Origin of the sequence: Agrococcus sp. KRD186 (genome assembly GCF_017168255.1) — a bacterium.
Taxonomy (GTDB): domain Bacteria; phylum Actinomycetota; class Actinomycetes; order Actinomycetales; family Microbacteriaceae; genus Agrococcus.
Window position 1 is genome coordinate 3,024,829 of the sequence record NZ_JABFAP010000001.1, and the last position, 23,875, is coordinate 3,048,703.

The 23,875-nt window shown below is 71.5% G+C and carries 29 protein-coding genes and 1 tRNA gene; 11 read left to right on the forward strand and 19 right to left on the reverse strand.

Features of this window, described 5'->3' with window-relative positions; genetic code table 11:
- Positions 1–13 precede the first annotated feature (13 nt).
- Both J1M46_RS14715 and J1M46_RS14720 read right to left on the reverse strand, forming a co-directional pair.
- The gene (locus J1M46_RS14715) at positions 14–343 is read right to left on the reverse strand and encodes an FmdB family zinc ribbon protein (RefSeq protein ID WP_206448465.1); all 330 of its coding nucleotides are present in this window, start codon (positions 341–343) and stop codon (positions 14–16) included.
- A 4-nt stretch (positions 344–347) separates the two neighbouring features.
- Entirely contained in the window at positions 348–947 is a 600-nt protein-coding gene (locus J1M46_RS14720; RefSeq protein WP_206448466.1) for a 5-formyltetrahydrofolate cyclo-ligase, read from the reverse strand.
- Positions 948–1,109: 162 nt separating this feature from the next.
- Between J1M46_RS14720 and J1M46_RS14725 the strand changes: the two genes are divergently transcribed.
- A complete protein-coding gene (locus tag J1M46_RS14725; protein ID WP_206448467.1) occupies positions 1,110–3,389 on the forward strand; it encodes an LLM class flavin-dependent oxidoreductase in 2,280 nt (759 codons plus the stop codon).
- Here the strand turns inward: J1M46_RS14725 and J1M46_RS14730 are convergent.
- Positions 3,386–3,760 carry a PIN domain-containing protein gene (locus J1M46_RS14730; protein WP_206448468.1) on the reverse strand — a complete coding sequence of 125 codons (375 nt, stop codon included), beginning with the start codon at positions 3,758–3,760 and terminating at the stop codon, positions 3,386–3,388. The genes J1M46_RS14725 and J1M46_RS14730 overlap by 4 nt on opposite strands.
- Positions 3,757–4,014, reverse strand: coding sequence for a ribbon-helix-helix domain-containing protein (locus J1M46_RS14735; RefSeq protein ID WP_206448469.1), 258 nt, complete (start codon positions 4,012–4,014; stop codon positions 3,757–3,759). The genes J1M46_RS14730 and J1M46_RS14735 overlap by 4 nt, the downstream gene beginning before the upstream one ends.
- Before the next feature lie 93 nt (positions 4,015–4,107).
- Here J1M46_RS14735 and J1M46_RS14740 point away from each other — a divergent pair, with 93 nt between their 5' ends.
- From J1M46_RS14740 to J1M46_RS14755, 4 genes are all read left to right on the forward strand, one after another.
- Positions 4,108–4,767, forward strand: coding sequence for a GNAT family N-acetyltransferase (locus J1M46_RS14740; RefSeq protein ID WP_206448470.1), 660 nt, complete (start codon positions 4,108–4,110; stop codon positions 4,765–4,767).
- A 63-nt stretch (positions 4,768–4,830) separates the two neighbouring features.
- Positions 4,831–6,105, forward strand: coding sequence for a hypothetical protein (locus J1M46_RS14745; protein WP_206448471.1), 1,275 nt, complete (start codon positions 4,831–4,833; stop codon positions 6,103–6,105).
- A 134-nt stretch (positions 6,106–6,239) separates the two neighbouring features.
- A tRNA-Ala gene (locus J1M46_RS14750) sits at positions 6,240–6,312 on the forward strand.
- 113 nt (positions 6,313–6,425) lie between these two features.
- On the forward strand, positions 6,426–6,866 hold the full coding sequence (locus tag J1M46_RS14755) for an OsmC family protein (RefSeq protein ID WP_206448472.1): 441 nt from the start codon (positions 6,426–6,428) through the stop codon (positions 6,864–6,866).
- Between the two features lie 29 nt (positions 6,867–6,895).
- Here J1M46_RS14755 and J1M46_RS14760 read toward each other — a convergent pair whose 3' ends face one another.
- The 7 genes from J1M46_RS14760 to J1M46_RS14790 all read right to left on the reverse strand — a co-directional run bounded on the left by J1M46_RS14760 (position 6,896) and on the right by J1M46_RS14790 (position 11,915).
- Positions 6,896–7,249, reverse strand: a complete 354-nt coding sequence (locus tag J1M46_RS14760) for a type II toxin-antitoxin system RelE/ParE family toxin (RefSeq protein WP_206448473.1) — start codon at positions 7,247–7,249, stop codon at positions 6,896–6,898.
- Entirely contained in the window at positions 7,246–7,515 is a 270-nt protein-coding gene (locus tag J1M46_RS14765) for a hypothetical protein (protein ID WP_206448474.1), read from the reverse strand. Before J1M46_RS14765 ends, J1M46_RS14760 begins: the two co-directional genes overlap by 4 nt.
- Positions 7,516–7,599: 84 nt before the next feature.
- On the reverse strand, positions 7,600–8,445 hold the full coding sequence (locus J1M46_RS14770) for a pyrimidine reductase family protein (RefSeq protein ID WP_342384400.1): 846 nt from the start codon (positions 8,443–8,445) through the stop codon (positions 7,600–7,602).
- Complete coding sequence (gene folP, locus J1M46_RS14775; protein WP_206448758.1) at positions 8,442–9,266, reverse strand: dihydropteroate synthase; 825 nt, start codon at positions 9,264–9,266, stop codon at positions 8,442–8,444. The genes J1M46_RS14770 and folP overlap by 4 nt, the downstream gene beginning before the upstream one ends.
- 110 nt (positions 9,267–9,376) lie before the next feature.
- Entirely contained in the window at positions 9,377–10,651 is a 1,275-nt protein-coding gene (locus J1M46_RS14780) for an NAD(P)/FAD-dependent oxidoreductase (RefSeq protein ID WP_206448475.1), read from the reverse strand.
- A gap of 161 nt (positions 10,652–10,812) precedes the next feature.
- A complete protein-coding gene (locus tag J1M46_RS14785) occupies positions 10,813–11,199 on the reverse strand; it encodes a hypothetical protein (protein ID WP_206448476.1) in 387 nt (128 codons plus the stop codon).
- Positions 11,196–11,915 (reverse strand): nucleotidyltransferase domain-containing protein, encoded by a 720-nt coding sequence (locus J1M46_RS14790; RefSeq protein ID WP_206448477.1) that lies wholly within the window; start codon positions 11,913–11,915, stop codon positions 11,196–11,198. Before J1M46_RS14790 ends, J1M46_RS14785 begins: the two co-directional genes overlap by 4 nt.
- A 44-nt stretch (positions 11,916–11,959) precedes the next feature.
- Here J1M46_RS14790 and J1M46_RS14795 point away from each other — a divergent pair, with 44 nt between their 5' ends.
- Entirely contained in the window at positions 11,960–13,456 is a 1,497-nt protein-coding gene (locus J1M46_RS14795; RefSeq protein ID WP_206448478.1) for an L-lactate permease, read from the forward strand.
- 109 nt (positions 13,457–13,565) lie between these two features.
- On the opposite strand, the gene J1M46_RS14800 is transcribed toward J1M46_RS14795, so the two are convergent.
- From J1M46_RS14800 to J1M46_RS14810, 3 genes are all read right to left on the reverse strand, one after another.
- On the reverse strand, positions 13,566–14,795 hold the full coding sequence (locus J1M46_RS14800) for a type II toxin-antitoxin system HipA family toxin (protein ID WP_206448479.1): 1,230 nt from the start codon (positions 14,793–14,795) through the stop codon (positions 13,566–13,568).
- A complete protein-coding gene (locus J1M46_RS14805; protein WP_206448480.1) occupies positions 14,779–15,024 on the reverse strand; it encodes a helix-turn-helix domain-containing protein in 246 nt (81 codons plus the stop codon). Before J1M46_RS14805 ends, J1M46_RS14800 begins: the two co-directional genes overlap by 17 nt.
- 123 nt (positions 15,025–15,147) lie before the next feature.
- Complete coding sequence (locus J1M46_RS14810) at positions 15,148–15,540, reverse strand: hypothetical protein (RefSeq protein WP_206448481.1); 393 nt, start codon at positions 15,538–15,540, stop codon at positions 15,148–15,150.
- Between the two features lie 58 nt (positions 15,541–15,598).
- Between J1M46_RS14810 and J1M46_RS14815 the strand changes: the two genes are divergently transcribed.
- Complete coding sequence (locus tag J1M46_RS14815; protein WP_206448482.1) at positions 15,599–15,814, forward strand: DUF2945 domain-containing protein; 216 nt, start codon at positions 15,599–15,601, stop codon at positions 15,812–15,814.
- On the opposite strand, the gene J1M46_RS14820 is transcribed toward J1M46_RS14815, so the two are convergent.
- The 4 genes from J1M46_RS14820 to J1M46_RS14835 form a co-directional block, all read right to left on the reverse strand.
- Positions 15,811–16,296, reverse strand: coding sequence for a PIN domain-containing protein (locus J1M46_RS14820; protein ID WP_206448483.1), 486 nt, complete (start codon positions 16,294–16,296; stop codon positions 15,811–15,813). The genes J1M46_RS14815 and J1M46_RS14820 overlap by 4 nt on opposite strands.
- A complete protein-coding gene (locus tag J1M46_RS14825) occupies positions 16,293–16,538 on the reverse strand; it encodes a hypothetical protein (protein WP_206448484.1) in 246 nt (81 codons plus the stop codon). Before J1M46_RS14825 ends, J1M46_RS14820 begins: the two co-directional genes overlap by 4 nt.
- Before the next feature lie 283 nt (positions 16,539–16,821).
- A complete protein-coding gene (cydB, locus tag J1M46_RS14830; RefSeq protein ID WP_206448485.1) occupies positions 16,822–17,880 on the reverse strand; it encodes a cytochrome d ubiquinol oxidase subunit II in 1,059 nt (352 codons plus the stop codon).
- Between the two features lie 26 nt (positions 17,881–17,906).
- Positions 17,907–19,577: a cytochrome ubiquinol oxidase subunit I gene (locus tag J1M46_RS14835; protein WP_206448486.1), complete on the reverse strand. Its 1,671-nt coding sequence runs from the start codon at positions 19,575–19,577 to the stop codon at positions 17,907–17,909.
- A 214-nt stretch (positions 19,578–19,791) separates the two neighbouring features.
- On the opposite strand from J1M46_RS14835, the gene J1M46_RS14840 reads away from it, so the two are divergent.
- The 4 genes from J1M46_RS14840 to J1M46_RS14855 all read left to right on the forward strand — a co-directional run bounded on the left by J1M46_RS14840 (position 19,792) and on the right by J1M46_RS14855 (position 21,637).
- The gene (locus J1M46_RS14840; protein WP_206448487.1) at positions 19,792–20,157 is read left to right on the forward strand and encodes a BlaI/MecI/CopY family transcriptional regulator; all 366 of its coding nucleotides are present in this window, start codon (positions 19,792–19,794) and stop codon (positions 20,155–20,157) included.
- 2 nt (positions 20,158–20,159) lie between these two features.
- Complete coding sequence (locus J1M46_RS14845) at positions 20,160–21,017, forward strand: M56 family metallopeptidase (protein WP_206448488.1); 858 nt, start codon at positions 20,160–20,162, stop codon at positions 21,015–21,017.
- Positions 21,018–21,158: 141 nt separating this feature from the next.
- On the forward strand, positions 21,159–21,410 hold the full coding sequence (locus J1M46_RS14850) for a type II toxin-antitoxin system HicA family toxin (RefSeq protein WP_206448489.1): 252 nt from the start codon (positions 21,159–21,161) through the stop codon (positions 21,408–21,410).
- Positions 21,407–21,637, forward strand: coding sequence for a DUF1902 domain-containing protein (locus J1M46_RS14855; protein ID WP_206448490.1), 231 nt, complete (start codon positions 21,407–21,409; stop codon positions 21,635–21,637). The genes J1M46_RS14850 and J1M46_RS14855 overlap by 4 nt, the downstream gene beginning before the upstream one ends.
- A gap of 276 nt (positions 21,638–21,913) precedes the next feature.
- Here the strand turns inward: J1M46_RS14855 and J1M46_RS14860 are convergent, their stop codons facing one another.
- Positions 21,914–23,659: an amino acid ABC transporter ATP-binding/permease protein gene (locus tag J1M46_RS14860; RefSeq protein WP_206448491.1), complete on the reverse strand. Its 1,746-nt coding sequence runs from the start codon at positions 23,657–23,659 to the stop codon at positions 21,914–21,916.
- Positions 23,660–23,875 lie beyond the last annotated feature (216 nt).

Below are 23,875 nucleotides of genomic sequence, written 5' to 3' on the forward strand. Positions count from 1 at the left end.
GTGAACGGCCCGGTCAGGCGACCGTGCCGGCTCCGCCGCTGGATGCGGTGGAGGTCTTCGCAGCAGGCTGGGGGCTACTGGTGCTCTTGGCGGCGGACGAGTCGCCGCTGGACTTTCCGGCGGACGAGCCGCCGGGAATGGTGGAGGAGGCGCCGGCCTTGGCGGCGGCGCGCGAGTCGGTGCGGTAGAAGCCCGAGCCCTTGAAGCTCACGCCGATCGCGCCGAACTGCTTGCGCAGCGCGCCGCCGCACGCTTCGCAGACGGTGAGCGCGGGCTCGTGAAAGCCCTGCCGCACGTCGAAGGCGTGGTCGCAGGCGGTGCAGGCATAGGCGTAGACGGGCATGAGGTCAGCTCCTGGTGGCTAGGTGAATGATCCCGGACGGCGTGACCACGCCGTCGACAGGCTGGTCGTAGCCGGCGTGCGGGACGCTGTCGAAGAGCTCCTCGTCATGCACCACTGCGTAGACCAAGGGACATTCTGCCATGGCGGCGATCGTCTTGTCGAAGAATCCGCGCCCGCCGCCGAGCCGCGAGCCGTCGCGCCCGACCGCCGTCGCGGGGATCAGCATGAGGTCGACCGACTCCAGCTCGGTCGGCGGCAGCGCGTCGCTCGCGGGCTCGGGCATCCCGAGCGTCGCCTCGATGGTCTCGGTGCCGTCGTGCTCGGCCCAGTCGAGCAGCCCGTCCGGCCGGATGATCGGCAGCAGCACCCGGATGCCCTGCTCGGCCGCCCAGGTCAGGAAGGCCCGGGTGTCGGGCTCGTCGGGCGTCGAGAGGTAGGCCGAGATCGTGCGCGCCTCGAGCGAGCGGGTGAGCGCCTCGAGCTGCTCGGCGAGCGCCGGCGCCCGCTCGGCGGAGAACGCCGGACCGCGCTCGGCCCGCTCGGTGCGCAGCTGCCGGCGCAGCACGCGCTTGGCGTCCTCGATGGCGGCTTCGTCGTCGGTCACGGGCTGGAATGTAGCGCGTCGGGGTGAATTCCGCGCACAGCCGCTCCGCGAATCGGCCGTTTGCGCGGGCTGGAGAGGGGCGGATGCGTCGGTGCGGCGAGGGGCGGATGCGCGGCCCGGGTGCCGGGGGAATGCCCGGCACCGCGGCCGGTTGAGTCAGGTATGGACTACGGCCACGAGATCGAGTTCGGCGTCTTCATCACGCCGACGAACCAGCGTCCGCAGCAGCCGGTGCAGCTCGCGCAGCTGGCCGAGCAGGTGGGCTTCGACCTCGCGACCTTCCAGGACCACCCGTACCAGCCCTCCTTCCACGACACGTGGACCCTCATGAGCTACGTCGCGGCGGTGACCGAGCGCATCCGCCTCTCTCCGAACGTCGCGAACGTGCCGCTGCGGCAGCCGGCCGTGCTCGCCCGCAGCGCCGCGAGCCTCGACCTGCTCACCGGCGGCCGCATCGAGCTGGGCCTGGGCTCCGGCGGGTTCTGGGACGCGATCGAGGCGATGGGCGGCACGAAGCTCACGCCCGGCCAGGGCGTCGATGCGCTGGGCGAGGCGATCGCGATCATCCGCGAGATCTGGAACACCGGCGAGCGAGGCGGCGTGCGCGTCGACGGGCAGCACCACCGTGCCAGCGGGGCCAAGCGCGGGCCGCGACCCGCGCATCCGATCCCCCTCCACATCGGTGCCTACAAGCCCCGCATGCTGCGGCTGACCGGGCGGCTGGGCGACGGCTGGCTGCCGAGCCTCGGCTACATGCAGCCGGGCGACCTGGCGAAGGGCAACGCCACGATCGACGAGGCGGCAGCGCGGGCCGACCGCGAGCCGGGCGAGATCCGCCGGCTGCTGAACGTCGGCGCCGACTTCGCCGACCCCGCGGAGCTGGGCCGGCTGGTCGAGCTGGCCCTCGAGGACGGCATCGGCACGTTCATCGTCAGCACCGACGAACCGACCGTCATGCAGCGCTTCATGGCCGAGGTGGCGCCGGCGGTGCGCGAGCAGATCGCGGCCGAGCGGCTCGCGCGCGGCACCGCGGTCGCGTCGCGATTATCGGCAGCAGCGATCGCGCTGCGCGCCGAGGCGCTCGACTACCAGGCGATCCCCGAGAGCCTCAAGGCGACGGCGGTCGAGCCCGGCTCGTGGGAGTACCCCGAGCGGCGCAACACCTACCTGCGCGGCGGCGCGCCCGGCGTGCTGCTGCGCCCGACCAGCCCCGCGCAGGTCGCCGAGGCGCTCGCCTACGCGCGCTCGCAGGGCGCGGCGCTCGCGGGTGAGGGCGCGGGGCGCGTGCCGCTGAGCATCCGCTCGGCCGGGCACGGCATCTCTGGCCGGTCGACCAACCATGGCGGCATCGTCATCGACCTGGGTGCGCTCGATCGCATCGACGTGGTGGATGCCTCCCGGCGGCTCGTGCGCATCGGCGCCGGTGCCACCTGGGGCCGGGTCGCGACCGTGCTCGACGAGCGCGGCTGGGCGATCTCCTCGGGCGACTTCGGCGGCGTCGGCGTCGGCGGGCTCGCGACCGCGGGCGGCGTCGGCTACCTGGGCCGCGAGCACGGGCTGACCATCGACCACATCGAGTCGATCGACGTGGTGCTCGCCGACGGCTCGCTCGTGCGCGCCAGCCGCGACGAGCACGCCGAGCTGTTCTGGGGCATGCGCGGCGCCGGCGGCAACCTGGGTGTGGCCGTCGCGTTCGAGATGCTCGCGCAGCCGGTGGGCGAGATCGGCTTCGCGCAGCTCGCCTTCGACGCGAGCGAGACGGCCGACTTCTTCGAGCGCTGGGGCGCGACGACCGAGGCGAGCGACCGCGTGGTGACGCCCTTCCTGCTGCTGGGCGGCGACCAGCGGGGCAGGCCGAGGGTCGCGCAGGCGATGATCGCCGTGGACGCATCCGACCCCGACACGATCATCGAGCACCTGCAGCCGTTCGCGATGGTGGCGCCGCTGGTCGGCCAGCAGGTGATCAAGACGCCGTACGCGGGCGTGATCGACAACGCGCCCGGCGGCGCGCACCAGGGGCAGGGGGAGCCGGCGACGCGCTCGGCGCTCATCGGCTCGATCACCCCCGAGGTGGCGCGGGCGCTCGCGCGCTTCCTCGACGCCGGCGCCCACTACTTCTTCCAGATCAGGGCGATGGGCGGCGCGATCGGCGATGTGGCGAGCGACGCGACGGCCTTCGCGCACCGGGAGGCGAAGTTCTCGGTGATCGCGTTCGGCGGCCAGCGCGCCCGCCTCGATGCCGCGTGGGACACGCTCATCGCGCCCCACGCATCCGGCCTCTATCTCTCGTTCGAGACCGACCAGCGCCGCGGGCGGCTGGAGGAGGCCTTCCCGCCGGCGACGCTCGCGCGGCTGCGGGCGCTGAAGGCCGAGGTCGACCCCGAGAACCTCTTCCGCGACAACTTCAACGTGGTCGCCGCGCCCGCGAGCGAGTCTGCCTAATACGGCGAGACGAGGTCCTCGAACATGGGGAAGTGCTTGACGTTGCGCGTGGCCAGCGGTGCGCCCAGCGCGATCGCCGTCGCGGCGATCGCGAGGTCGGCGGAGTCGATGCCGCGCTGCGCGGGCAGCCATCGCCGGCCGAGCTCGCCGGCGATCTCCGCGATGCGCGCGTCGAGGGGGTGCCAGGTGAGCGCGCCGAGCAGGGCGCGTGTGGCGGGCTCCTCCTTCGGGCGCATGCCCGCGAGCACCTCGAGCCGCGTGACCTCGCTCGCGTGCAGCGGGCCGGCGTGCCGAGCCTCGCGCAGCGCTGCGACCGCCTCATCCCGGCCGCGCAGCACATCGATGAGGATCGACGTGTCGACGAGCGTCACGGGCCCGTCGCCTCAGCCAGCCGCCCGCCCGAGCGCAGTCGGTCGACGTACTGCTCGCCGTCTTCGTCACGGTCGGACCAGCCGCCGAATGCCGCGTCGATCGCTCGCAGATCCGCATCTGCGTCGTCGAGGGAGCCATAGGTGCGCGTGACCGCGTCGCGGATCAGCGCCGAGATCGATCGGCCTGTGCGCGCCGCCTCGGCGTCGAGCAGCTGACGCTCTTCCGGGTGCAAGGAGATCTGCGTTCGGAGCATGATGTAATGCTACATCACCTTATGCATCGACGACCGGAGAGTTCTCGGTCGCTCCGTGCGCGGGTGTGCGTGCTCCAGCCGTAGGCTCGGACTGTGTTCGACACCGCCCCGCGCCTGAGTCACGGTGCGATCTCCGTGCGCGGCATCAAGCTGCGCGACGCGAAGACGCTCGAGACCGAGCTGCAGGTGAACCGGCCGTGGCTCGAGCGCTGGGAGGCGACGCTGCCCGGCTCGCGCCCCAGCGGCCGCTTCGACACGCGCTCGTCGATCCGCTCGCTGCTGGATGCCGACCGCGACGGCAGCGGCATGGCGATGGTGATCGAGGTCGACGGCGAGTTCGCCGGGCAGCTGAACGTCGCGAACATCTCCGGCGGCGCGCTCGCCTCGTCGACCCTCGGCTACTGGATCGCGCGCCGCTTCGCCGGCAGGGGAGCGACCACCACGGCGGTCGCCCTGGTCACCGACCACCTCATGCTCGGCCGCGGCCTGCACCGGGTGGAGATCTGCATCCGGCCCGAGAACATCGCCAGCCTGCGGGTGGTCGAGAAGCTCGGCTTCCGCTACGAGGGCTGCCGGCGCCGCTACATCCACATCGACGGCGACTGGCGCGACCACCTGTGCTTCGCGCTCGTGCGGGACGAGCTCGCCGAGCCCGTGCTCGAGCGCTACCTGGCCGGCCGGGTGCCGCCCTTCGACCGCTCGGTGTACCCGGGCGAGGTCGGCGGCGACCCTCGAGGTGCGACTTCAGCCTGAGGGTGAACGAACCGCCGCAGTGCCTACTGTCGTCGGCGCCGTTCTCGCACTACCGTGCAGGACATGCCAGAGTTCGCAGGTCTCGGGACGACACTCGTCCTCATCATCGCCGTCGTGCTCTGGGTCGCCTACCTGGTGCCGGTCTGGACCCGCAAGCGCGAGTACCTCGCGACCGAGCGCAATGCGATCCGCCTGCAGCAGACGCTCCGCATCATGGCCGAGTCGGCTGAGGCGCCCGAAGAGGTGCAGCTGGAGGCCGACGCCCGCACGATCGCCGTGCAGCAGAAGGCGGTCGCCAAGGAAGCTCGCCTCAAGCAGGCGATGGAGCACGCGAAGGCCGTCGCCCGCGCCCGCGAGCTCGACGAGCAGATCAAGGCGGTCGAGCGCGAGGTGCGCGCGGCCGTGAAGTCGACCGTCTCCCGCGCGCAGCGCCTGCGCCGCACCCGCCTGGCCTGCTTCGCGCTCGTCGTGCTCGGCTTCGTCGCCACCGCCGCCGGCGCGCTGGTGCCCGGCCTGCAGCTGCTGCTGGCCGTCGGCGCCGCGGTCGCCGTGCTGGGCATGGTCGGACTGGTGGGGGTCAACTCGTCGTCGGCGCGGATGCGTCGGGTCGCCGAGGCGACGGCGCCGCGCGTTCGCGATCTGGTCGAGGCGCGCGAGGTCGCCGCGCACGCGGTCGCGACCGAGACTCGCATGGCCGAGCAGGTGGTGGCGCGGCAGTCGCAGCGCGCTGACGCGAGCGCCGCTTCGAGCGACGGCGCTGCGCTGCAGACCGAGGAGGTGCTCGCCTCGCGCGCCTGGACGCCGCGCTCGGTGCCCGAGCAGCGGCTGCGCGTGCAGTACGAGCCGGCGCGCCACCCGAGCGATGATCTGCTGGCACGGGCGAAGGCGCAGCTGGCGGAGGATCGCCGCGCCATCTCCGGCCCCATCGCTCGCGTGACCCGCCTCGAGGCCAGCTTCGATGAGATCATCGACGGCGGCGAAGCGGCCTCGCTCACCGAGTCGGAGCGCCGCATGTCGCCGACGGAGCCGGCCCCGCCGATCCGCGAGGTGCACCGGGAGCGCGCGGTCGCGGCCGCCGATGCGCTCGATGTCACCCGCGCCGATGCGCTCGATGTCACCCGCGCCGATGCGCCGATCCAGACCGAGACCGACGAGCACATGATCTTCGCACGCGACGAGCGCACGCCCGCGGCGCGCGCCACCGACCGCACGCCCGCGGCGCAGGTCGCCGAGCCGGTCCCCGCCGCCCCCGGCTCGAAGTTCGCCGCGATGGGACTCGTCGACGACGACCTCGGCGGCATGGACGTGCACGAGGCATTCCTCCGCCGCGTCGGCTGAGCCGCGCGGATCTCAACGTGTCAGGTGCTCGCTCGCCGCACTGAGTGCGGCGAAGCACCACCTCACACGTTGAGCCAGTCGCGCGACAGTCGATTTCGCGCCGGACGGCGCGATCCGATAGCATTTCCCGGTCCGGGCCCATGGCGCAGTTGGTAGCGCGCCTCGTTCGCATCGAGGAGGTCGGGGGTTCGAATCCCCCTGGGTCCACGTTCGGAAGGCCTCGCCTCGGCGGGGCTTTCCTCGTCTCATCGCTGAGCCGTCGAAGCCGAGCGGGTGCACGCGACCCGGCCCGTCTGCGCGGGCGCTCGTACGATGTCCCCATGAGCACGCAGCCCACGCCCCTGCACATCGAGCGCACCGCGCCGAAGACCTACGTCGGGCGCAACGCGCGCGGCGCCGAGGTGGCGATCGGCAGTGGCAGCGCCGACGGCGTGTTCTCGCCGGGCGAGCTGCTCGCCGTGGCGCTCGCCGCCTGCGGGATCCTCTCCGCCGACCACACGATCGCGAGCAAGCTCGGCGACGACTTTGCCGCGACGGTCGACATCGAGCAGCGGAAGCACGCCGAGGAGGATCGCTACGACCTGATCGCGTCGACGATCCGCGCGAACCTCGGCGCCCTCGATGAGTCGCACGTCGCGGCGCTCGCCGAGCGTGCGGAGCGCGCGATCGACCGGCTCTGCACCGTCGGCCACACGGTCGACGAGGGCACCGAGCACCCGGTGGTCCTGCAGCACGACGAAGCGCTGCCGCAACGGGTCTGAGCTGCGGCGATGCGCGACCGTGCCGCGACTCAACGCATTCGCTGCGTTGGCAGATCCATCGCGTCGTGCGGCACGCGCAGCACCTGGATCACCTCGCCATCCTGCCGGTAGACGATGAAATGGCGCGGGCGTGCGATCTTGCGCGCGCCGTCCCCGACCGCCGTTCGACTCGACGTCAGATGAAGGCTCCGGATGCCGCGTCCAAGTTCGGAGCGCTCGCGCGACCCGGGTCTGTCCGGATCCTCTTGGATGCTGCGGATTGCTGCGTCGAGCAGCGCTTCATAGCCGTTGCGGATCGCTCCGCCGAACTGAGACGCGGACCACTCGAGGATGTCGTCGATATCCGACTCGGCCTCTGGGGCGAGTTCGAGTGGGAAGGTCACCGCGAACGCGCAGCGGCCCGCTCGGTTGCCAGCCTTCCTCGATCTCGCAAGTACTCCCGCAGCTCTCCAGTAGGGACAGCGATGCGTTCGCCTGCATGGAGACTCGTTGCCGCCGCATCGACCGCAGAGCGGAGCGCCGCCAATCGCACCTCGTTAGAGACGTCGTCGGCATCCAGGGTCGACAGCAGTTCCTGTGCGACTTCGGCTCGTTCAGTACGCGAGAGCGACTTGGCCGCCTCGAGCACTTTCGCCGCGTTTCGGGTCATGACTCGAGTGTACGGCGCGTAGCGGTCGCCGTCGGAGGCTCTCCACAGGGGTGCGGCCCGCCGCTCACCGCGCCCCGGCGCGCGTCAGGCGCGCCGATAGCGCAGCAGCAGCTCGTCGCCCGAGCGCAGCACCGAGGCGAGAGCCATGCCGGTCGGCGCGGCGAGGGGGCTGTGCGCGATGCGGCGCGCGTCGCCGGCCTCGAGCGTCGGCGAGAGCGTGAGGCACAGCTCGTCAACCGCTCCGCCAGCGACGAACGCGCCGAACAGGCTCGGGCCGCCCTCGGCATGGATGCGCGGCAGCCCCCACGCGGCGAGCTCGTCGCGCAGCCGCTGCGGGTCGGCCTCGGTCTCGCCCACGTCGACGACATCCGCGACAACTGCAAGCGCGGCGCGACGCGACGCGGGAGCGGTGGCGACCGTGCAGACGATCGGCCGCACCGGCGCATCCGTGAACACTGACGAGGCCGGGTCGAGGTTGAGCGTGCGCGTGACGAGCACGAACACCGGCTGCGCGGGCAGCCCGCGCGTCACCCGCCATGCGACCGCCGCATTGTCGAGCCGCATCGCCCCGTAGCCCTCGGCGCGCACCGTGCCCGCGCCGACGAGCACCGCATCCGCACCCCACCGCAGCAGCTCGAAGACGCGCCGGTCGGCGGCGTCGCCCAGCCCGCCCGAGCGACCCTGGCGCGTCGCCGCGCCGTCGAGGCTGGCGATGAAGTTCATGCGCAGCCACGGCCCCTCGCCCGGGAAGGCGTAGGCCTCGAGCAGCGCCTCGTCGTCGAGGTCCGCCGCGGGTTCGGGCCACAGCCGGTCGATGCGGGCGGATGCGTCGGCCGACGCGGTCACGTCGGCTGCGGTCACGTCAGCCAACACGTCGGTCGAGTCTGCCGCGTCTGGTGCCACAGCGTCGGGTGCCGGCGCCTCGCTCACACGTTCCTCGTCGGGTGGCAGTTGTGCTCGAGCCTGACGGGGGCGCGCATGCCGAGGATCGCCTCGGTCATCCGCACCGCATCCACCGTCGCCTCGACGTCGTGCATGCGCACGATCCTGGCGCCGGCGAGGATGCACGCGGTCATCGCCGCGAGCGAGCCGGGCAGCCGCTGCTCCTTCGGCCGGTCGATCGATTCGCCGATGAAGTCCTTGTTCGAGACCGCCACGAGCAGCGGCAGCCCGAGCCCGGCGATCTCGCCGAGCCGCCGCGTGAGCTCGAGCGAGTGCAGGGTGTTCTTGTCGAGGTCGTGGCCCGGGTCGATGATGATGCGCTCGCGCGGGATGCCCGCGGCCTCGGCGTGACGGATGCGCTCCTCGAGGAACGCGCGCACGTCGCCGACGACGTCGTCGAAGCGGGCGGCCGGCTTCTCGACCCGCGGCGGGCCGACCGAGTGCGTGATCACCACGTGCGCGTCGGAGCCGGCGATCACCGCTGCCATGTCAGGATCGCCCAGTCCGCTGGTGTCGTTGACGACCGCTGCGCCGGCGGCGATCGCGGCGCGCGCGACGGCCGCGCGGTTCGTGTCGACCGAGATGACGACGTCCGGCGCGGCGGCGAGCACCGCCTCGATCACCGGCACGACCCGCTCGATCTCGGCCGCGGTCGTCACCTCCGGCCCGCGGCCGAAGGGCACGCCGCCGATGTCGATCCAGTCGGCGCCCAGCTCGACCGCGCGCAGCGCGTGGCCGACGGCGTGGTCGAGCGCGAAGGTCGCGCCGCGGTCGAAGAACGAGTCGGGCGTGCGGTTCACTACCGCCATCACCGCGACCTGCCGCTCGAAGTCGAACTCGCGGGCGCCGATGCGTCGCGTGGTCGCGGTGCTTCGTTCGGCGACCGGTGGCGCGAGCGTCTGCAGGGCGGGCTCGGCGGTCACTGCGCGGCCCCGCTGTCCACGGGCGCCGGTTCGGTGGACACCGATTCGGTGGACGCCGGTTCGGTGGACACCGATTCGGCGGACACTGGTTCGGCGGTGACCGCTCGGCGGCTGCCGATGCTGTCGCGGATCACCTCGGATGCGTCCCAGTCGTTCACGTGCATCGCGGCGACGACCGCGTCACCACGCACCCAGAAGGCCCGGAACGCGTCGCCGTGCAGCGCATCCGTCTCTCCTTCGATGTCGACGCGGTCGTAGCCGTCGGGGCCTGGGCTGCCGACGTACTCCATGCCGAGGTCGTACTGGTCGGTGAAGAAGTAGGGGAGGCGCTCGTAGGGCGTGTCGGTGCCGGCGAGCGTGCGGGCGACGGCCTTGCCCTGCTCGATGGCGGTGTCCCAGTGCTCGACGCGGATGCGCACGGCCAGCACGGGGTGGTCGTGGTTGGCGATGTCGCCGATGGCGAAGATGCGCGGATCGCTCGTGCGCAGGCTGGCGTCGACGAGCACGCCGCCGCCCTGCTCGCGGGTGGCGAGCTCGAGCCCGGCGGCCTCGGCGAGCGCGATGTCGGGGGTGACGCCGATGGCGGCGATGCGCACGTCGGCGCTCTTGAGGTCGTCGGCCGTGACCTGCGTGCTCATGCGCAGGTCGACGCCGTGGCCGCGGTGCAGGTCGGCGAAGACGGCGCCGATCTCGGCGCCGAGCACGCGCTCGAGCGGCACGGCGGCCTGCTCGAAGACGGTCACCTCGCTGCCGGCCTCACGAGCGGCGGCGGCCACCTCGAGGCCGATCCAGCCGGCGCCGACGATCGCGACCTTCGTGCCGGCGTGGAAGGCCTCCTTGAGGCGGGTGCTGTCTTCTCTGGAGCGCAGCGTCAGGAACTCGCCGACGCCGTCCATGTGCAGCGGGCGCGAGGAGGCGCCGGTGGCGAGGAGCAGCTGCTCGTAGGGGATCTCGGTGCTCTGGCCGCCGCCCGTGCTCTCGCCGCCGCTCGCCGGCTCGACGTGCACCACGCGGCGCTCGCGGTCGATCGCGGTGGCGCGGGTGCCCAGGCGCAGGTCGATGTCGTGCTCGGCATACCAGGGCTCGGGGTGCACGAGCGCCTTCTCGAACGCGTCGTTGCCCAGCAGGTAGCCCTTCGACAGCGGCGGCCGCTCGTAAGGCGGGGTGGTCTCGGCTCCGATCAGCACGATCTCGCCCTCGTAGCCCTGCTCGCGCAGCTCGGTGGCGGCGGTCGCGCCCGCCAGCCCCGCGCCGATGATGACGATGCTCATGTCGGTGACCCTTCGTTGAGACCCCTGCTGCTCTGATTGAACACCCGCCGGTTTCTTTCGTCAATCAAGATGTCAGTTAGAATATCGGCGAATCTGGTTGCGCGCACGGGCAAGGGGCGCGGCGAGCGATGTGGGCTGCATGCAACGCGTCGAGCGGCCGCCTATGCGCTCTCGGCTGCCTCAAGCAGCGCGAGGTGAGCTCGCCGGGCGGCGTCGACGTCGGCGCGCGACGCTGGATTGGCTGAGTAGCCAGCTTTGGACTTCAGGCTGAGCAGTCGCGAGAGGTGCTTCGAAGCGTCGGCATCCGCGCGCTTGAGCAGCGCGACTGCTTCCTGATGGGCACCGCTCGCCTGATACGCGCCCAAGCGTCGGATGCACACGACGTCTGCGGCAGCGATGCCCGAGTGCACGGCCGTCGTTACGTAGGCGTCAGGGAGATCTGCGGAGCCGGTTGTGTCGTCGTAGAACAAGGCTGCGGCATCAGCGAACTGTCGCGCTTTGGCCATCCGAGCGGTCGCGTCCGCTTGGCTGCCGGGGCGCGGCGTCACCGCGCAACCGCCAGTCGGCGCAGCGCCGTCGTGTCGCCGAAGACGGGGACGCCGTCGCGCAGGATGTCATCGATGACGGGCTCTGGGTGCCCATTGGCGCGCGCCTCGTCCACGGCGGTCTCAAACACCTGAGCATCGTTGCCGGTCCACTTGGTGATGTCCTCCAGCAGCTGCGCGACCTGCATGTCCCAGAGCGGGGTGAGGGGCCGGTCTCGAAGGATGAAGAGGTCGATGTCAGAGCCGGGGAGCATCTCTCCGCGCGCGGCAGAGCCGAAGAGCGCTGCGTAGACGGGCGGTTCGCTCCACGATTCGATCGCAGCCCGGATGCGGCGGCTCAGGATGCGGGACAGATCGGCGAGCTCGACGATCGCTGCCGCAGCGAGATGCTCGCGATTCAGCGCGTAGACGCGTGCGCGCCCGATGGACTGCTGGTGGACGATGCCCTGCTCGACAAGCCTTGACATTGCCTGCCTGATGCCCTCGGGCGAACGGCTCTGGATGATGCTCGCCAGGGTCGGGATGGTGAACTGCTGCTCGGCGCGCGCGAGCACGGTCAGCACATCGCCGTCGACGGTCGGCGTGATCACCTTCATCGGGGACTGCAGTTGCATCGTCACTCCCAGTATTTCGTGTCTAGGCACACAATACTGGGTTTGGCGCCGCAATTGTGGGCATTCTCCGACCTGAGGGCTGTGCGGCGCTGAGGCGCCCGGCATGCGTCGGTCCTTCCCTGACCACGATCGCTCGATAGCGTGCAGAGGTGCACCCCGACGCGCTCAGCCTGACTGTCGCGGCCGTGCCGATCGTGCTCGTGCTGCTGCTGCTGGTGCTGCGCGTGCCGTCGCTGTGGGCGGGCGCGGCGGGGCTGGCAGCGGCGCTGATGGGCGCGGCCATCGCGTTCCCCGTGAGCGGGGCGCAAGCCGGCGAGGCGACCGCCAGCCTCGGCCCCACGGTGATCGAGGTGGCGATCATCCTGCTCGGCGGCGTCGGCCTCGCCGAGGGCATGGCCCGCTCGGGCGCGCAGGATCGCATCGCCGCGTGGCTGAGCGCGGCCGAGACCGGCGCCGACCGCACCGTCATGCTACTGCTGCTCGTCTACGGCATGACGCCCTTCATGGAGTCAGTCACCGGCTTCGGCCTGGGCGTCGTGATCACCGCGCCGCTGCTGATCCGCCTCGGCCTCACCCCGGTGAAGGCCGTCGTGTCGGGGCTGCTCGGCCTCGTGCTCGTGCCCTGGGGCTCGCTCGGGCCGGGCACGCTCGTCGCGGCGCAGCTGGGCGGCGTCGACTTCACCGAGCTGGGCGTCTGGTCGGCGCTGCTGACGCCCGTCGTGCTCGCCGTCAGCATGGTCGCGGTGCTGTGGCTCAACGTCGGGCGGGTCCACCTGCGCGACGTGGCGCTCTCCGCGCTCGTGCTGGTGGTCGCGACGGCGGTGCTGACGGCGGCGAACGCGCTGCTCGGGCCGCCGCTTGCCGGCGTGATCGCGGGAGCCTCGGTGATCGCCCTGCTGCTGGCGGTGACGCGGCTGCAGCGCGGCTCGCTGCCGCCCGTCGACCGGGCCCTCGGCCGCGCGCTGCTGCCCTACGCGGTGCTGAGCGCCGGCATCCTGGGCGCGACCGGCCTGCTGGCGCTCGGCGATGGGCTCGCGGCCACTGGTGCGGCCGAGGCGGGCGGAGCGGCCGCCGGCACAGCCGTGCAGACGACGACGGATGCGCTCGGCTGGCTCGCGTCGCCGGCCGTCTGGTCGGTGGTGGCCGCGTCGGTCGGCATCGCGATGGCGCCGGCCGCCTGGGCGGCGCGGCTCGCGATGCTGCGCGGCACGCTGCGGCGCTGGGTGCCGATCGCCGGCAACGCGCTCGTCTTCCTGTTGATGGGCATCGTGCTCGCGACCGCCGGCATGGCGAGCCACCTCGCCGAGGCGGCCGCGCAGGTGGGCCTCGGGTTCGTCGCGGCGATCCCGCTGCTGGGCGCGCTCGGCGGCTACCTGACCGGCTCGAACACGGGGGCGGCCGCGATGCTGTCGACCGCGACGGCGAGCTCGGCGGCGGGCCTGGGCGCGAGCCCGCTGGTGGCGCTCGCGGGCCAGAACGTGGCAGGCTCGTTCGCCATCATCGCCTCGCCCCCGCGCATCGCGCTCGCGGTCGGCGTGGCGCTGCCGCCGGGGGAGCGGCTGCCGCGCCGCATGCTCGCGGTGCTGCTCGGGGCGGTCGCGGCGGCGGCCCTGCTGCTGGGCGCGCTGACGCTGCTGCTCCGCTGAGCTGAGCTGACCCGAGCCGTCGTGTCCTCGTTCGAGGACCAGCATGCGATGTCCTCGTTCGAGGACCAGAATGCGATGTCCTCGTTCGAGGACTCTCCGGGGATTCGTCCTACGGGGCGCTGCCGTCTATTCGGCGACCCTCCCGCAGGTTCGTGACGAACGCTGCGATCTGCTCCTGCAGGTGCGGGAATGCTCCGGGCAGCGGTGCCTCAGTCGCCACCGCTGCATCGAGCTGCTCCAGCGTCTCTTCGACGATCACGGTGGCTCGATGAACGCCCCAACCTGTGATCTCGCTTGCGAGATGGTCACGCGTGATCTCGGTGTGGCGATAGACCCCGTCGACGGCCAGTGCGAGCTTGCCATCGTTGGCATGGTGCGCTTGCGGCACCACGTCGTACGCCGGAGCGAGCCGCACCTCGCTGTCGGGAGGGTGCAGCAGGCTGACATTCTTCGTGTGCAGGTCGAGGTTGCCGATGGAGGCTGCGAGCACCACCATCCGTGCCAGTCGCTCGAGGTCATCCGCCGACGTGAATCGCGTCAGCACAGAGGCCATTCGAGCGAGACTGACGACGCCTCCGTACTCCTGATACTTTTCGTTGCCCTGCGCTCCAAGGGCCTGGTTGCCATCCTCCTGATGCAGTCGCTCGCCGTGGTCGCGGTCGTAGCGCTCGATCACGAGAGCGTCGAGTCCATCGAAGCGCTCGATCGCCGTCTCGAAGGTGGTGAGCCCGATACGCCGGGCGACGCGCGAGCCGAACTCCTCGTCGAAGATGACCGAGCTGAGGGCGCCCGTCAAGCGGGGCTTGAGGATGTGCGTGGTCGGATGACCGCCGAGCGACTGCGCCCAGCCCGACCCAGTGCGGACGAGCACGATCTTCGGCTGGATGCCGCCGAGCGACGACTTTCCGAGGTTTGCGTCGTTCGCGAGCGGGGAGCCGATCGGGTCTTCGAGCAAGGCTTTGATCTCGGTAGCGTCGAGGGCGCGCAATGCTGGGGCCCGCGGCTCCGTCGGGTCGTCGAGATCCCACAGTTGCAGCGCACCTGCCACGTCGCGTCCGTATCGAGCGAGGAATCCAGGTGTGTCAGCGCGGCGCAGTCCACCCTGCGCGAGCATGTGGTCGTACTGGTCGCCCTCCGGCAGCAGCTCGCTGAACCAGTTGCGACGACGCTTGGCATGATCGCGCCGCTGTGTCGGCAGCAACGGCACGGTGACCGACAGCACGGAGCTGTTCACGCCGAAGCGGGCGATGCCCTCGTCGTTCGGTCGGAAGTCGAATGTGCGCGCATCGCCCTCGAGGGTGCCGATGACGGTGCCATACAGCTCAACCGCCAGGCGCATCGTCGTCGCTCCAGCTCGCGGTCAGCTCGATACCGGTCGCGCGCGCCAAGGCGAGCAGTCGTCGGAGATGGATCGTCGACTTCCCGCTCTCGATCTCGCTGATGGCGCTCTGCGTCACGTGCAGTTCAGCAGCCAGGTCCGCCTGGGATCTGCCGCGAGCCAGCCGTGCCTGCTGCACAGCGAGGCCGAAGTCGGCCGGCGCTCGCAGGCGTGCCTCGCGTCGTGCCATCGGACCCTCCTCGATATCGGGATTTCAGCATACGCTCCCATCATCGGAATATCCAGATGGTCGCGAAGTATCTGGATATTCCGATCACCAGCGGAGACACGTCCGCGCAGCTCATGCGACGACTCAGGCGAACAGCGGCAGCAGCGAGAGCGCGAGGCCGAGCAGGCCGGCGATGGTCAGCACGGCGCCCACCACCGTGAGCATGCGCTGCATCGGTGGATGATCGCGCAGGCGCATGCGCGACGGATGCCGGGCACTCACCTGCGCGACGTGCTCGCCGTCGGCGCCCAGACGCATCCGCTCGCCCCGTGAGAGACGGCGCTGGTGGAAGCCGCTGCCGGCGTACCAGCGGGCCAGCGCGCGATCGCCGTGGGGCACGACGACGATCTCGACCGGTTCCCAGGCGCCGTCGCGCATGCGCAGCAGCCATCCGGCGAGCAGCAGGGGGATGCCGGGCACAAGGCAGAGCCACGACACGAGCTCGCCGATGCTCGCGACTGCGTCGTTCGACTCCACTCCTGCACGGTAGTGGCAGGGGTCGCGGCGCGCCGCAGGGCGCGGCAGGATGGGCGGCATGGGCGAGCGGTTCAGGGTGGGCGACCACGTCAGCTGGAACTCCGAGGCCGGGCACGTCAGCGGCACGATCACGAAGGTGCACACGAGCGACTTCGACTACAAGGGGCACACCCGGCGCGCGAGCGAGGACGAGCCGCAGTACGAGATCGCCAGCGACAAGACCGACCACGTGGCGGCGCACAAGGGGTCGGCGCTGCGGCTGCTGCAGAATTAGCCGCGAGCGACGACGCGACGCACGAAGTCGCGTGGCCGCATGACCAGCCGTCCATGCCAGTTCGGGCCCAGATCGAGCAGATCATGGTCGCTGGTGACGATGATGAGCGCGTCAACGGCTGGATCCTTCGCCAGGGAAGCGATCAGGTTGTCCTCATGATCGTGGACGCCGTGGTCTCGCTGAAGGGGCTCGATCACTGCGCCGCCGGAGAATTCGCACATCTCGGCGATCGCGGCAACGAACGCCTCGACAACGGGCTCGCTCTGGCCGACCGTTCGCATCACGCGCGCGACGTTGCGCAGGATGTGGGGTGACGTGAACAGCCGAAATCGCTCGGCAAAGGCGAGTGCGACGGCGTCTGCTGCCGCATTGTCGCTCGTCGGCGGCACTTGCGGCAGCAGGGGCCAACTGCCGTCGTCGCCGAGGATGTAATCGAGGTAGACGTTGACGTCGAAGACGACAGCGGTCGCCGGATCGATCACGAGGTCGAGGACTGCCGAACGAGCTCGACCACCTCGTCGCTCGAGTAGCGACGGCCGCCGCGCTCGGATCGCGCTTGCTCGCGGATGGCGTGCAAGCGCTCGAGCCGCAGGCGTGCCTGATAGTCGCGCACGGCGAGCCGCAGGAACTCGCTGCGGTTGCCGTGCCCAAAGTGCTCGACGACCTCGTCGAGGGCGGGTCGGAGATCGGCTGAAACGGCGATGCCGACGGTCTTCGCGGTCATGATCCCCCATTGCCTATGCGTAATCAACATTGCCCAGACTACCGGAGCGCCTGCGCGGCGACAAGGCCGATCGGGCGCTCTGCCGGGCGGCAGTCGTCACGGCGGAGCGCGCGCCAGGGCTGCTGCGACGCTGCTTGCGTGAGCGATCCCACGGTGAGAAAGACCTCGTCGCCGTCGCGGTGGATGCGGAGTAGCCGCCCGCAGGTATACGGCGATTCGCTCTGTCGCGCCATGGGGGAGAGCAACACGCCCGATACCTGCGGGCGCGTCAGCCGCGCGCGCGTCAGCCGCGCGGGGCCGTCGCCTCCTTGTCGCGCAGGATCGCGGGCAGCACGATGTGCGCCTCGGGGATCATGCCGGGGGTGACGCGGCGGCGGAAGACCCAGTAGCTCCACGCCTGGTAGCCGAGGATGACCGGCAGGCTGACGGCGGTGATCACCGTCATGACGCCGAGCGTGTACGGGCTGTTGGCGGCGTTGGCGAGCGTGAGCGAGAAGGCCTCGTCGACCGTCGAGGGCAGCAGCCGCGGGAACATCCCGGCGAAGATCGACGCCACGCCCAGCACGCCGAAGGCGGCGTAGCCGGTGAAGGCGAGCCCCTCGCGGCGGCGGCGCGCCTGCACCCACCCGAAGCCGGCCGCGACGACGGCGAGCCCCACGAGCATCCACGACACCGCATTGCCGCCGTGCTCGAGCTGCACCCAGAGCGCCCACACGGCGGCGGGCACCAGGCAGAGCGGCGCCCAGCGGGCGGCGAAGACCGCGGCGCGCTCGCGCACCGGGCCGTCGGCCTTCAGCCCCAGGAAGGTGGCCGAGTGGGCGAGCGAGAAGCCGACCACCGCGAGTCCGCCCACCACGGCGGGCCAGCCGAGCCACACGAAGGGCCCGCCGACGCGGTCGCCGTTGCCGTCGATCGGCAGGCCGAGCGAGGTGAGCGCGAGCATCGCGCCGATGCAGAAGGCGGCGATCAGCGAGCCGAGGCCGATGCCGGCCGTCCACATGCCGCGCCAGCGAATGGTGTGCACCTTGCCGCGCCACTCGATCGAGACCGCGCGCAGGATGAGCCCGACGAGCGCGACCGTCAGCGGCACGTAGAGCGTCGAGAACAGCGACGCGTACCACTCGGGGAACGCCGCGAACATGCCGGCGCCGGCGGTGATCAGCCACACCTCGTTGCCGTCCCAGACGGGCCCGATGGTGTTGAGCATGACGCGGCGCTCGCGCTCGTCGCGGGTGGCGAAGAGCATGCGCATGCCGACGCCCAGATCGAAGCCCTCGAGCACGAGGAAGCCGATCCAGAGCACGGCGATGATCGCGAACCAGGTGATGGCGAGCGGTTCCATGATGGCTCCTTGTCTCCGGTGTCGGCCTAGTAGGCGAAGGCGAGCACGTCGTCGCCCCGGTCGCGGTCGGTGTCGTCGGATGCGTCGTGGTCGCCGCCGTCAGGGTCACGGTCGCGATCACCGCGGTGGGCGGGGCCGAGCTCCGGCATCGCGCTGGCGACCCCGCCCCGCACGTACTTCACGAGCAGGAACAGCTCCACCACCATCAGCACCGCGTAGACGAGCGAGAGGGTGATGACGGAGAAGAGCATCTCGCCGGCGGTGACGCCGGGGGAGACGGCGGCGGCGGTGAACATGAACACGCCGTCGATGCCGGAGGGGTCGGGGTTGGGGGCGACGACGAAGGGCTGGCGGCCGATCTCGGTGAAGATCCAGCCGGCGATGTTGCCGGCGAAGGGCGCCAGGATGCCGAGGATCGCGAGCCGCATGATCCAGGGGCTGCGCGGCACGGTGCCGCCGCGCGTCAGCCACAGCGCCACCAGCGCGCCGAAGGCGGTGATGCCGCCCAGGCCGATCATGAGCCGGAAGCCCCAGTAGGTGACCCACATCGGCGGCACGTACTGCACGTCGCTGCCGGCGAACGAGCCGTAGAGCTCGTCGTTCGGGATGGTCTCGCCGTACTGGTTCTGGTACTGCGACTCGAGGTCGGTGATGCCGGGCATGTCGGCGCCCCACTCGCCGGTGCCGAGGAAGCCGAGCAGGCCGGGGATCTCGATCAGCGTGATGACGTCCGAGCAGTCGGTCGAGCCCGGGTCGCCGAGCGAGAGGATCGAGAACGACGAGCCGGTGTGGCAGGCGGCCTCGGCGGAGGCCATCTTCATCGGCTGCTGCTCGTACATCAGCTTCGCCTGCCAGTCGCCCGTGAGCCCCGTGCCGGCGAAGGCGACGATCGCCATCACGGCGCCGAAGCGCAGCGACCAGAGCCAGACGCCGTGGTCGGCGGCGTCTCGGCCGGCCACGCTGGGTGCCTCGCCGACGACGACGCGCGTGCGCGCATCCGTCAGTCGTCTGATCAGGCCGGTGCGGCGCTCGGCGGCGGGGATGGCGGCGACCGTGTCGATGCCGTCGCGGCGGCGCTGCCACAGGTGGTACCAGCTGATGCCGATGAGGAACATGCCGGCGACGATGAGCGAGCCGAAGAGGGTGTGGGTGACGGCGGCGAGCGCCGTGTTGTTGGTGAGCACGGCCCAGATGTCGACCATCACGGGGCGGCCGTCGGGGCCGAGCTCGACGCCGACGGGGTGCTGCATCCACGAGTTGGCGACGATGATGAAGTAGGCCGAGAGCCACGAACCGACCACCGCGCACCAGAGGGCGGCGAGGTGGAGGCTCTTGCGCAGGCGGCCCCAGCCGAAGATCCAGATGCCGAGGAAGGTCGACTCGGCGAAGAAGGCCAGCAGCCCCTCGAGCGCCAGCGGGGCGCCGAAGACGTCGCCGACGAAGCGGGAGTACTCGCTCCAGGCCATGCCGAACTGGAACTCCTGCACGAGGCCGGTGGCGACGCCCAGGATGAAGTTGATCAGGTAGAGCTTGCCCCAGAACTTCACCATGCGCAGGTACTTCTCGTCGCCGGTGCGCACCCAGATCGACTGCATGATGGCGATCGTCATGCCCAGGCCCAGCGTGAGCGGCACGAGCATGAAGTGGTAGACGGTGGTGATGCCGAACTGCCATCTGGCGATGTCGAGTACTTCCACGGGGCTCCGTTCGGGCCGGGGTGTTCTACGTGACATAGAACGACTTCTACACAGCATAGAACAACTTCGCTCGGCTGTAGAAGTCGCGCTAGGCTTGGTGCGTTGACGGATGCGCTGGCGCGCGCGGGCGCGCCGTCGCACGAGAGACGAGACCAAGACCACGCGGTCGCGGCCACACGGTCGCGATGCACGAACGGACGAGACGGAGGACCGCATGGCGACGCTGGGCGAGCTGGAGCGGGCCGTGATGGATGCCGTCTGGGATGCCGCGGTGCCGCTGAGCGCCTACGACGTGCAGGCCTCGCTCGAGGCGGCGGGCCGGCCGCTCGCGGCGACGACGCTGCTGACGGTGCTGTCGCGCTTGGAGAAGAAGGGCTTCGTCGCCTCCGACCGCTCGTCGCGCCCGCACCGCTACACGGCGGTCGCCGCGCGCGCCGACCACGTGGCCGAGCTGATGCACGAGGTGCTCGGCGAGTCGCGCGACCGCTCGGCGGTGCTCGCGCGCTTCGTCGGCAGCGTGTCGGACGAGGACGCGGCCGTGCTGCGCGAACTGCTGCGCTCGGCGGGCAGCGAGGGCTGAGCATGCTGCCGGCGGCCGCTGCCGCGCTGGCCCCGGCGGGGCCCGCGCAGATCGCGGTCGCGAGCGTCGCAGCCGACATGGCGGACGCGCTGGTGATCCCGATGGGGGCGATCGTGTGGGCGGCGGCGATGCTGTGGCTCGTCGCGCTGCTGCTGGCGTGGCCTGTGCCGGTGTGGCTCGCGCGGGCCGCGTGGCCGATGCGGGCACCGGTGATCGCGCTGCTCGTGTGGCAGGGCGTCGGGCTCGCCGGTGGGCTGTCGATGATCGGCGCGCTCGCGCTCACGGGGCTCGCGATCGCGCCGCAGCAGCCGTGGCCGGCGCTCATCCCGGCGGCGGTGTTCGCCGGCTACCTGCTGGTGCACCTGGCGGTGACGATCGTGCAGGTCACCCGCCAGCGCCATCGCCACCTTGCCCTGCTCGACATGCTGTCCGCACCGCATCCGACCCGTGCCCGCACGCGCGTGCTCGACGATGCGGTGCCCGTCGCCTACTGCCTGCCGCGCGGCGCAGGCAGCGTGACGGTGCTCTCGCAGGGGCTGCTCGACCGGCTCGACGCTGATGAGCTGGTGGCGGTGATCGCGCACGAGCGCGCGCATGTCGAGCAGCGGCACGACATCCTGCTGCTGGTCTTTCGCGCCTGGCGCTCGGCGCTGCCGTGGTTCCCGATCGCGGCGCTCGCCGACGCCGAGGTGGCGGCGCTGGTCGAGATGCTCGCCGACGACCACGCGCGCCGCGAGGTGCGCGACGAGGTGCTCGCGCGGGCGATCCTCGCCGTGGGTGCCAGCGGCGTCTCCGGCGCCGAGGTGGAGCCGGCCGGCTCGACGCGGGGGAGCGACCGCTTCAAGCGGCTGGTGGCGTAGCGACCGCTGCGCCGATCGACGTGTCGACACGCCGGGTCGCGTGCCGCGCGAGTTGCGGAGTCGACTAAGCGATGAAGCAGTTATCCAGATGTCGGGGCCGTTCCCTCACAGGAACTTGAGCGGTGATGGAAGACTCCGCCGGTGGCCACATATCCGTCGATGAAGCCGGCGGCGCTGCTGAAGGTTCTGAAGAAGCAGCTCGGTTACCGCGAAGACGGGAGCCACCGCACCGGGGGCTCCCACAGACAGTTTCGGGCCGAGGGATTGCCAACGCTCACGTGGGCGTTCCATAGTGGAGACGAGATCCCGCCGTTCCTCGTGCGGAAGATCCTGACAAAGGACATTGGTCTGACTGACGCCGCGGCCGAGCGGCTCTTGGGGCTGAGGAGATGACGTTGCAACCGGTTGAAGTGACGTACCACCGCGAAGCCGGAACCTGGTGGGCGGAGTCGGATCAGTTGCCCGGGTTCTCGGCGTGGGCGGAAGAGTTGGACTCCGTGCAGGCATTCGTGCTTGCAGAATGCCGCTCTCGGTTTGCTGCCGCGGAACGACAGCTCATCGAGCGCGATGAATCGGGCGCTCTGCTGCCGGCCGCGATGCCGCGCTCGTCGGCGGGATGAGATGTCGCCGCGGGTGAACCAGGGTGCGATCGCCCGAGTCCTCGCAGGCGCCGGATCGTACGACTCGCTGAGCGAGCCGGAGCAGGCGATCGTCCGTGCGCGATGGGCCGGTCGCGCGGCAGCGCGGCGCGAAGCCCTCGACTACGGGGCGCAATTCGACGCGCTGGTGAGTCGTACTCGGAGATCGACGAGCACGGCGACTTGGTCGTCCGTCCCGCTCGCGGCTGACGCCGCTGCTGCATCTGCATCTGCCTCATTCGACGATGACCGGCAGCGTTACGACAGGGGCACGACCGAGTCGGTCGGCTCGCGGTCGGCGGCGCGGTGCGAGACGAGCACGACGACGCGGTCGGCGGTGGCTGCGCGCACGTCGGCCATCATGGCGGATGCCGTGGGGGCGTCGAGGTGCGCCGTCGGCTCGTCGAGCAGGATCAGATCGGCGCGCGTGAGCAGCGCCCGCGCGACCGCGAGCCGCTGGCGCTCGCCGCCAGAGAGCGCGGAGCCGCCGGCGCCGACTCGCGTGTCGAGGCCCTTCGCGAGCGTGCCGAGCAGCGGGGCGAGCCCTGCTCGCGCGAGCGCGTTGCGCAGCGTCGCCTCATCGGGCGCGTCCTCCCGCGAGCGGGCGAGCAGCAGGTTGCCGCGCAGCGTCGAGTCGAACACGTAGGCATCCTGCGGGCACCAGGCGACGCGCGACTTCCACGCGCGGTCGTCGAGCTCGGTGAGCGGCGCGCCAGCAGACGCGCGCGACAGGTATAGGTCAGGTTGCTCTTCGCGGGCCGTTCGGGCAGCAACACGCCCTATACCTGCGGGAGCAGCGGGAGCAGCGGGAGCAGCGGGAGCAGCGGGAGCTGCGGGAGCAGCGGGAGCAGGGGGAGCAGCGGGAGCAGTGGTGGCGCTGGCGCCGGGGTCAGTCGCGGCTGGGCCGGCGGCGCGGATCTCGCCGCGCTCGAGCGGCAGCGCGCCCATGATCGCCGAGAGCAGGGTCGACTTGCCCGAGCCCGACGGGCCGTCCAGCACGAGCCAGCTGGACGCATCCGCTCGTGCATCGACGCCCGCGACCGCCGGTCGCGGCGTGTGCGGGTAGCGCACGGTGACGTCGTGCAGCGCGAGCTCCGCGATGGGGCTGGGCGGCTCGGCCCCGCCCCACTCGGGCTGCGGCGCCGGCTGCAGCACCGGCCCCAGTTGCCGCAGCAGCGCCCGCATCGACGGCACCCGGTGCACGCCCGCGACGAGGTCGACGAGCGGCTCGAGCAGCGCGAGCGAGAGCAGGGCGATGACGGATGCGCCTTCGGCCGTCAGCTCCGGAGCGAGCACGGGCACGAGGAAGGCGAGTGCCGTCGCCGCCGCGGTGACGATCGCCGTGCCGAGGCCGGCGGCCCACGCGGCGCGGCGCTCGGCTGTGGCGAGGCGCTCGGCCGCGCCGTCGAGCTGCGCGAGTGCCGCGTCGGCGACGCCGTTGCCGCGCAGATCGGGCGCGGCGGTGGCGAGCGCCGCGGTGCCGCGCACGATGTCGGAGCGGGCGGCGATGCGGGCCGCTGCGGCACCGCGCTCCGACCAGATGGCGAGCGCCGAAGCGGCGGCGGTGGCGAGCACGAGCGTGAGCACCACCACGGCGGTCAGCTGCGGCGCGACCAGCCAGGTGGTGATGCCGGTGCCGGCGATGATGAGCACGCCCACCGCGATGGGCGGCAGCACGCGCGGCAGCAGGTCGCGCAGGTCGTCGGCGAGCGTGACGAGGTAGTCGAGCGGGGCGCCGCCCTCGAGCAGCCGCCGCGAGCCGGCGCCGCGCGCGGCGATCGCGTGCCAGAGCCGCAGCCGCAGCGCGTCGACCACGCGGAAGGCGACGTCGTGCGTCAGCAGCCGCTCGGCGTAGCGCCCCACCGAGCGGAAGATGCCGAACGCGCGCACGCCGACGATGGCGACCAGCAGCACCATGATGTGCTCCTCGATGCTCGCCCGCACGATCAGCCAGCCCGAGACCGCGGTGAGCGCGAGCCCGAAGCCGACGGCGAGCGCGGCCATGGCGATGGCGCCGGCCCAGCGGATGCGGTGGCCGCGCAGGAGGGTGCCGAGGCGCAGGCGAGGGGCCGGCGCAGCGTCGGCAGAATCGCGGGACCCGTTGGGGATTGCGGGACCCGTTCGGTCGGCGGCGGCCGGTTCGCTGGACCCGTTGGGGATTGTGGGACCTGTTCGGTCGGCGGCGGCCGGTTCGCTGGACCCGTTGGGGATTGTGGGACC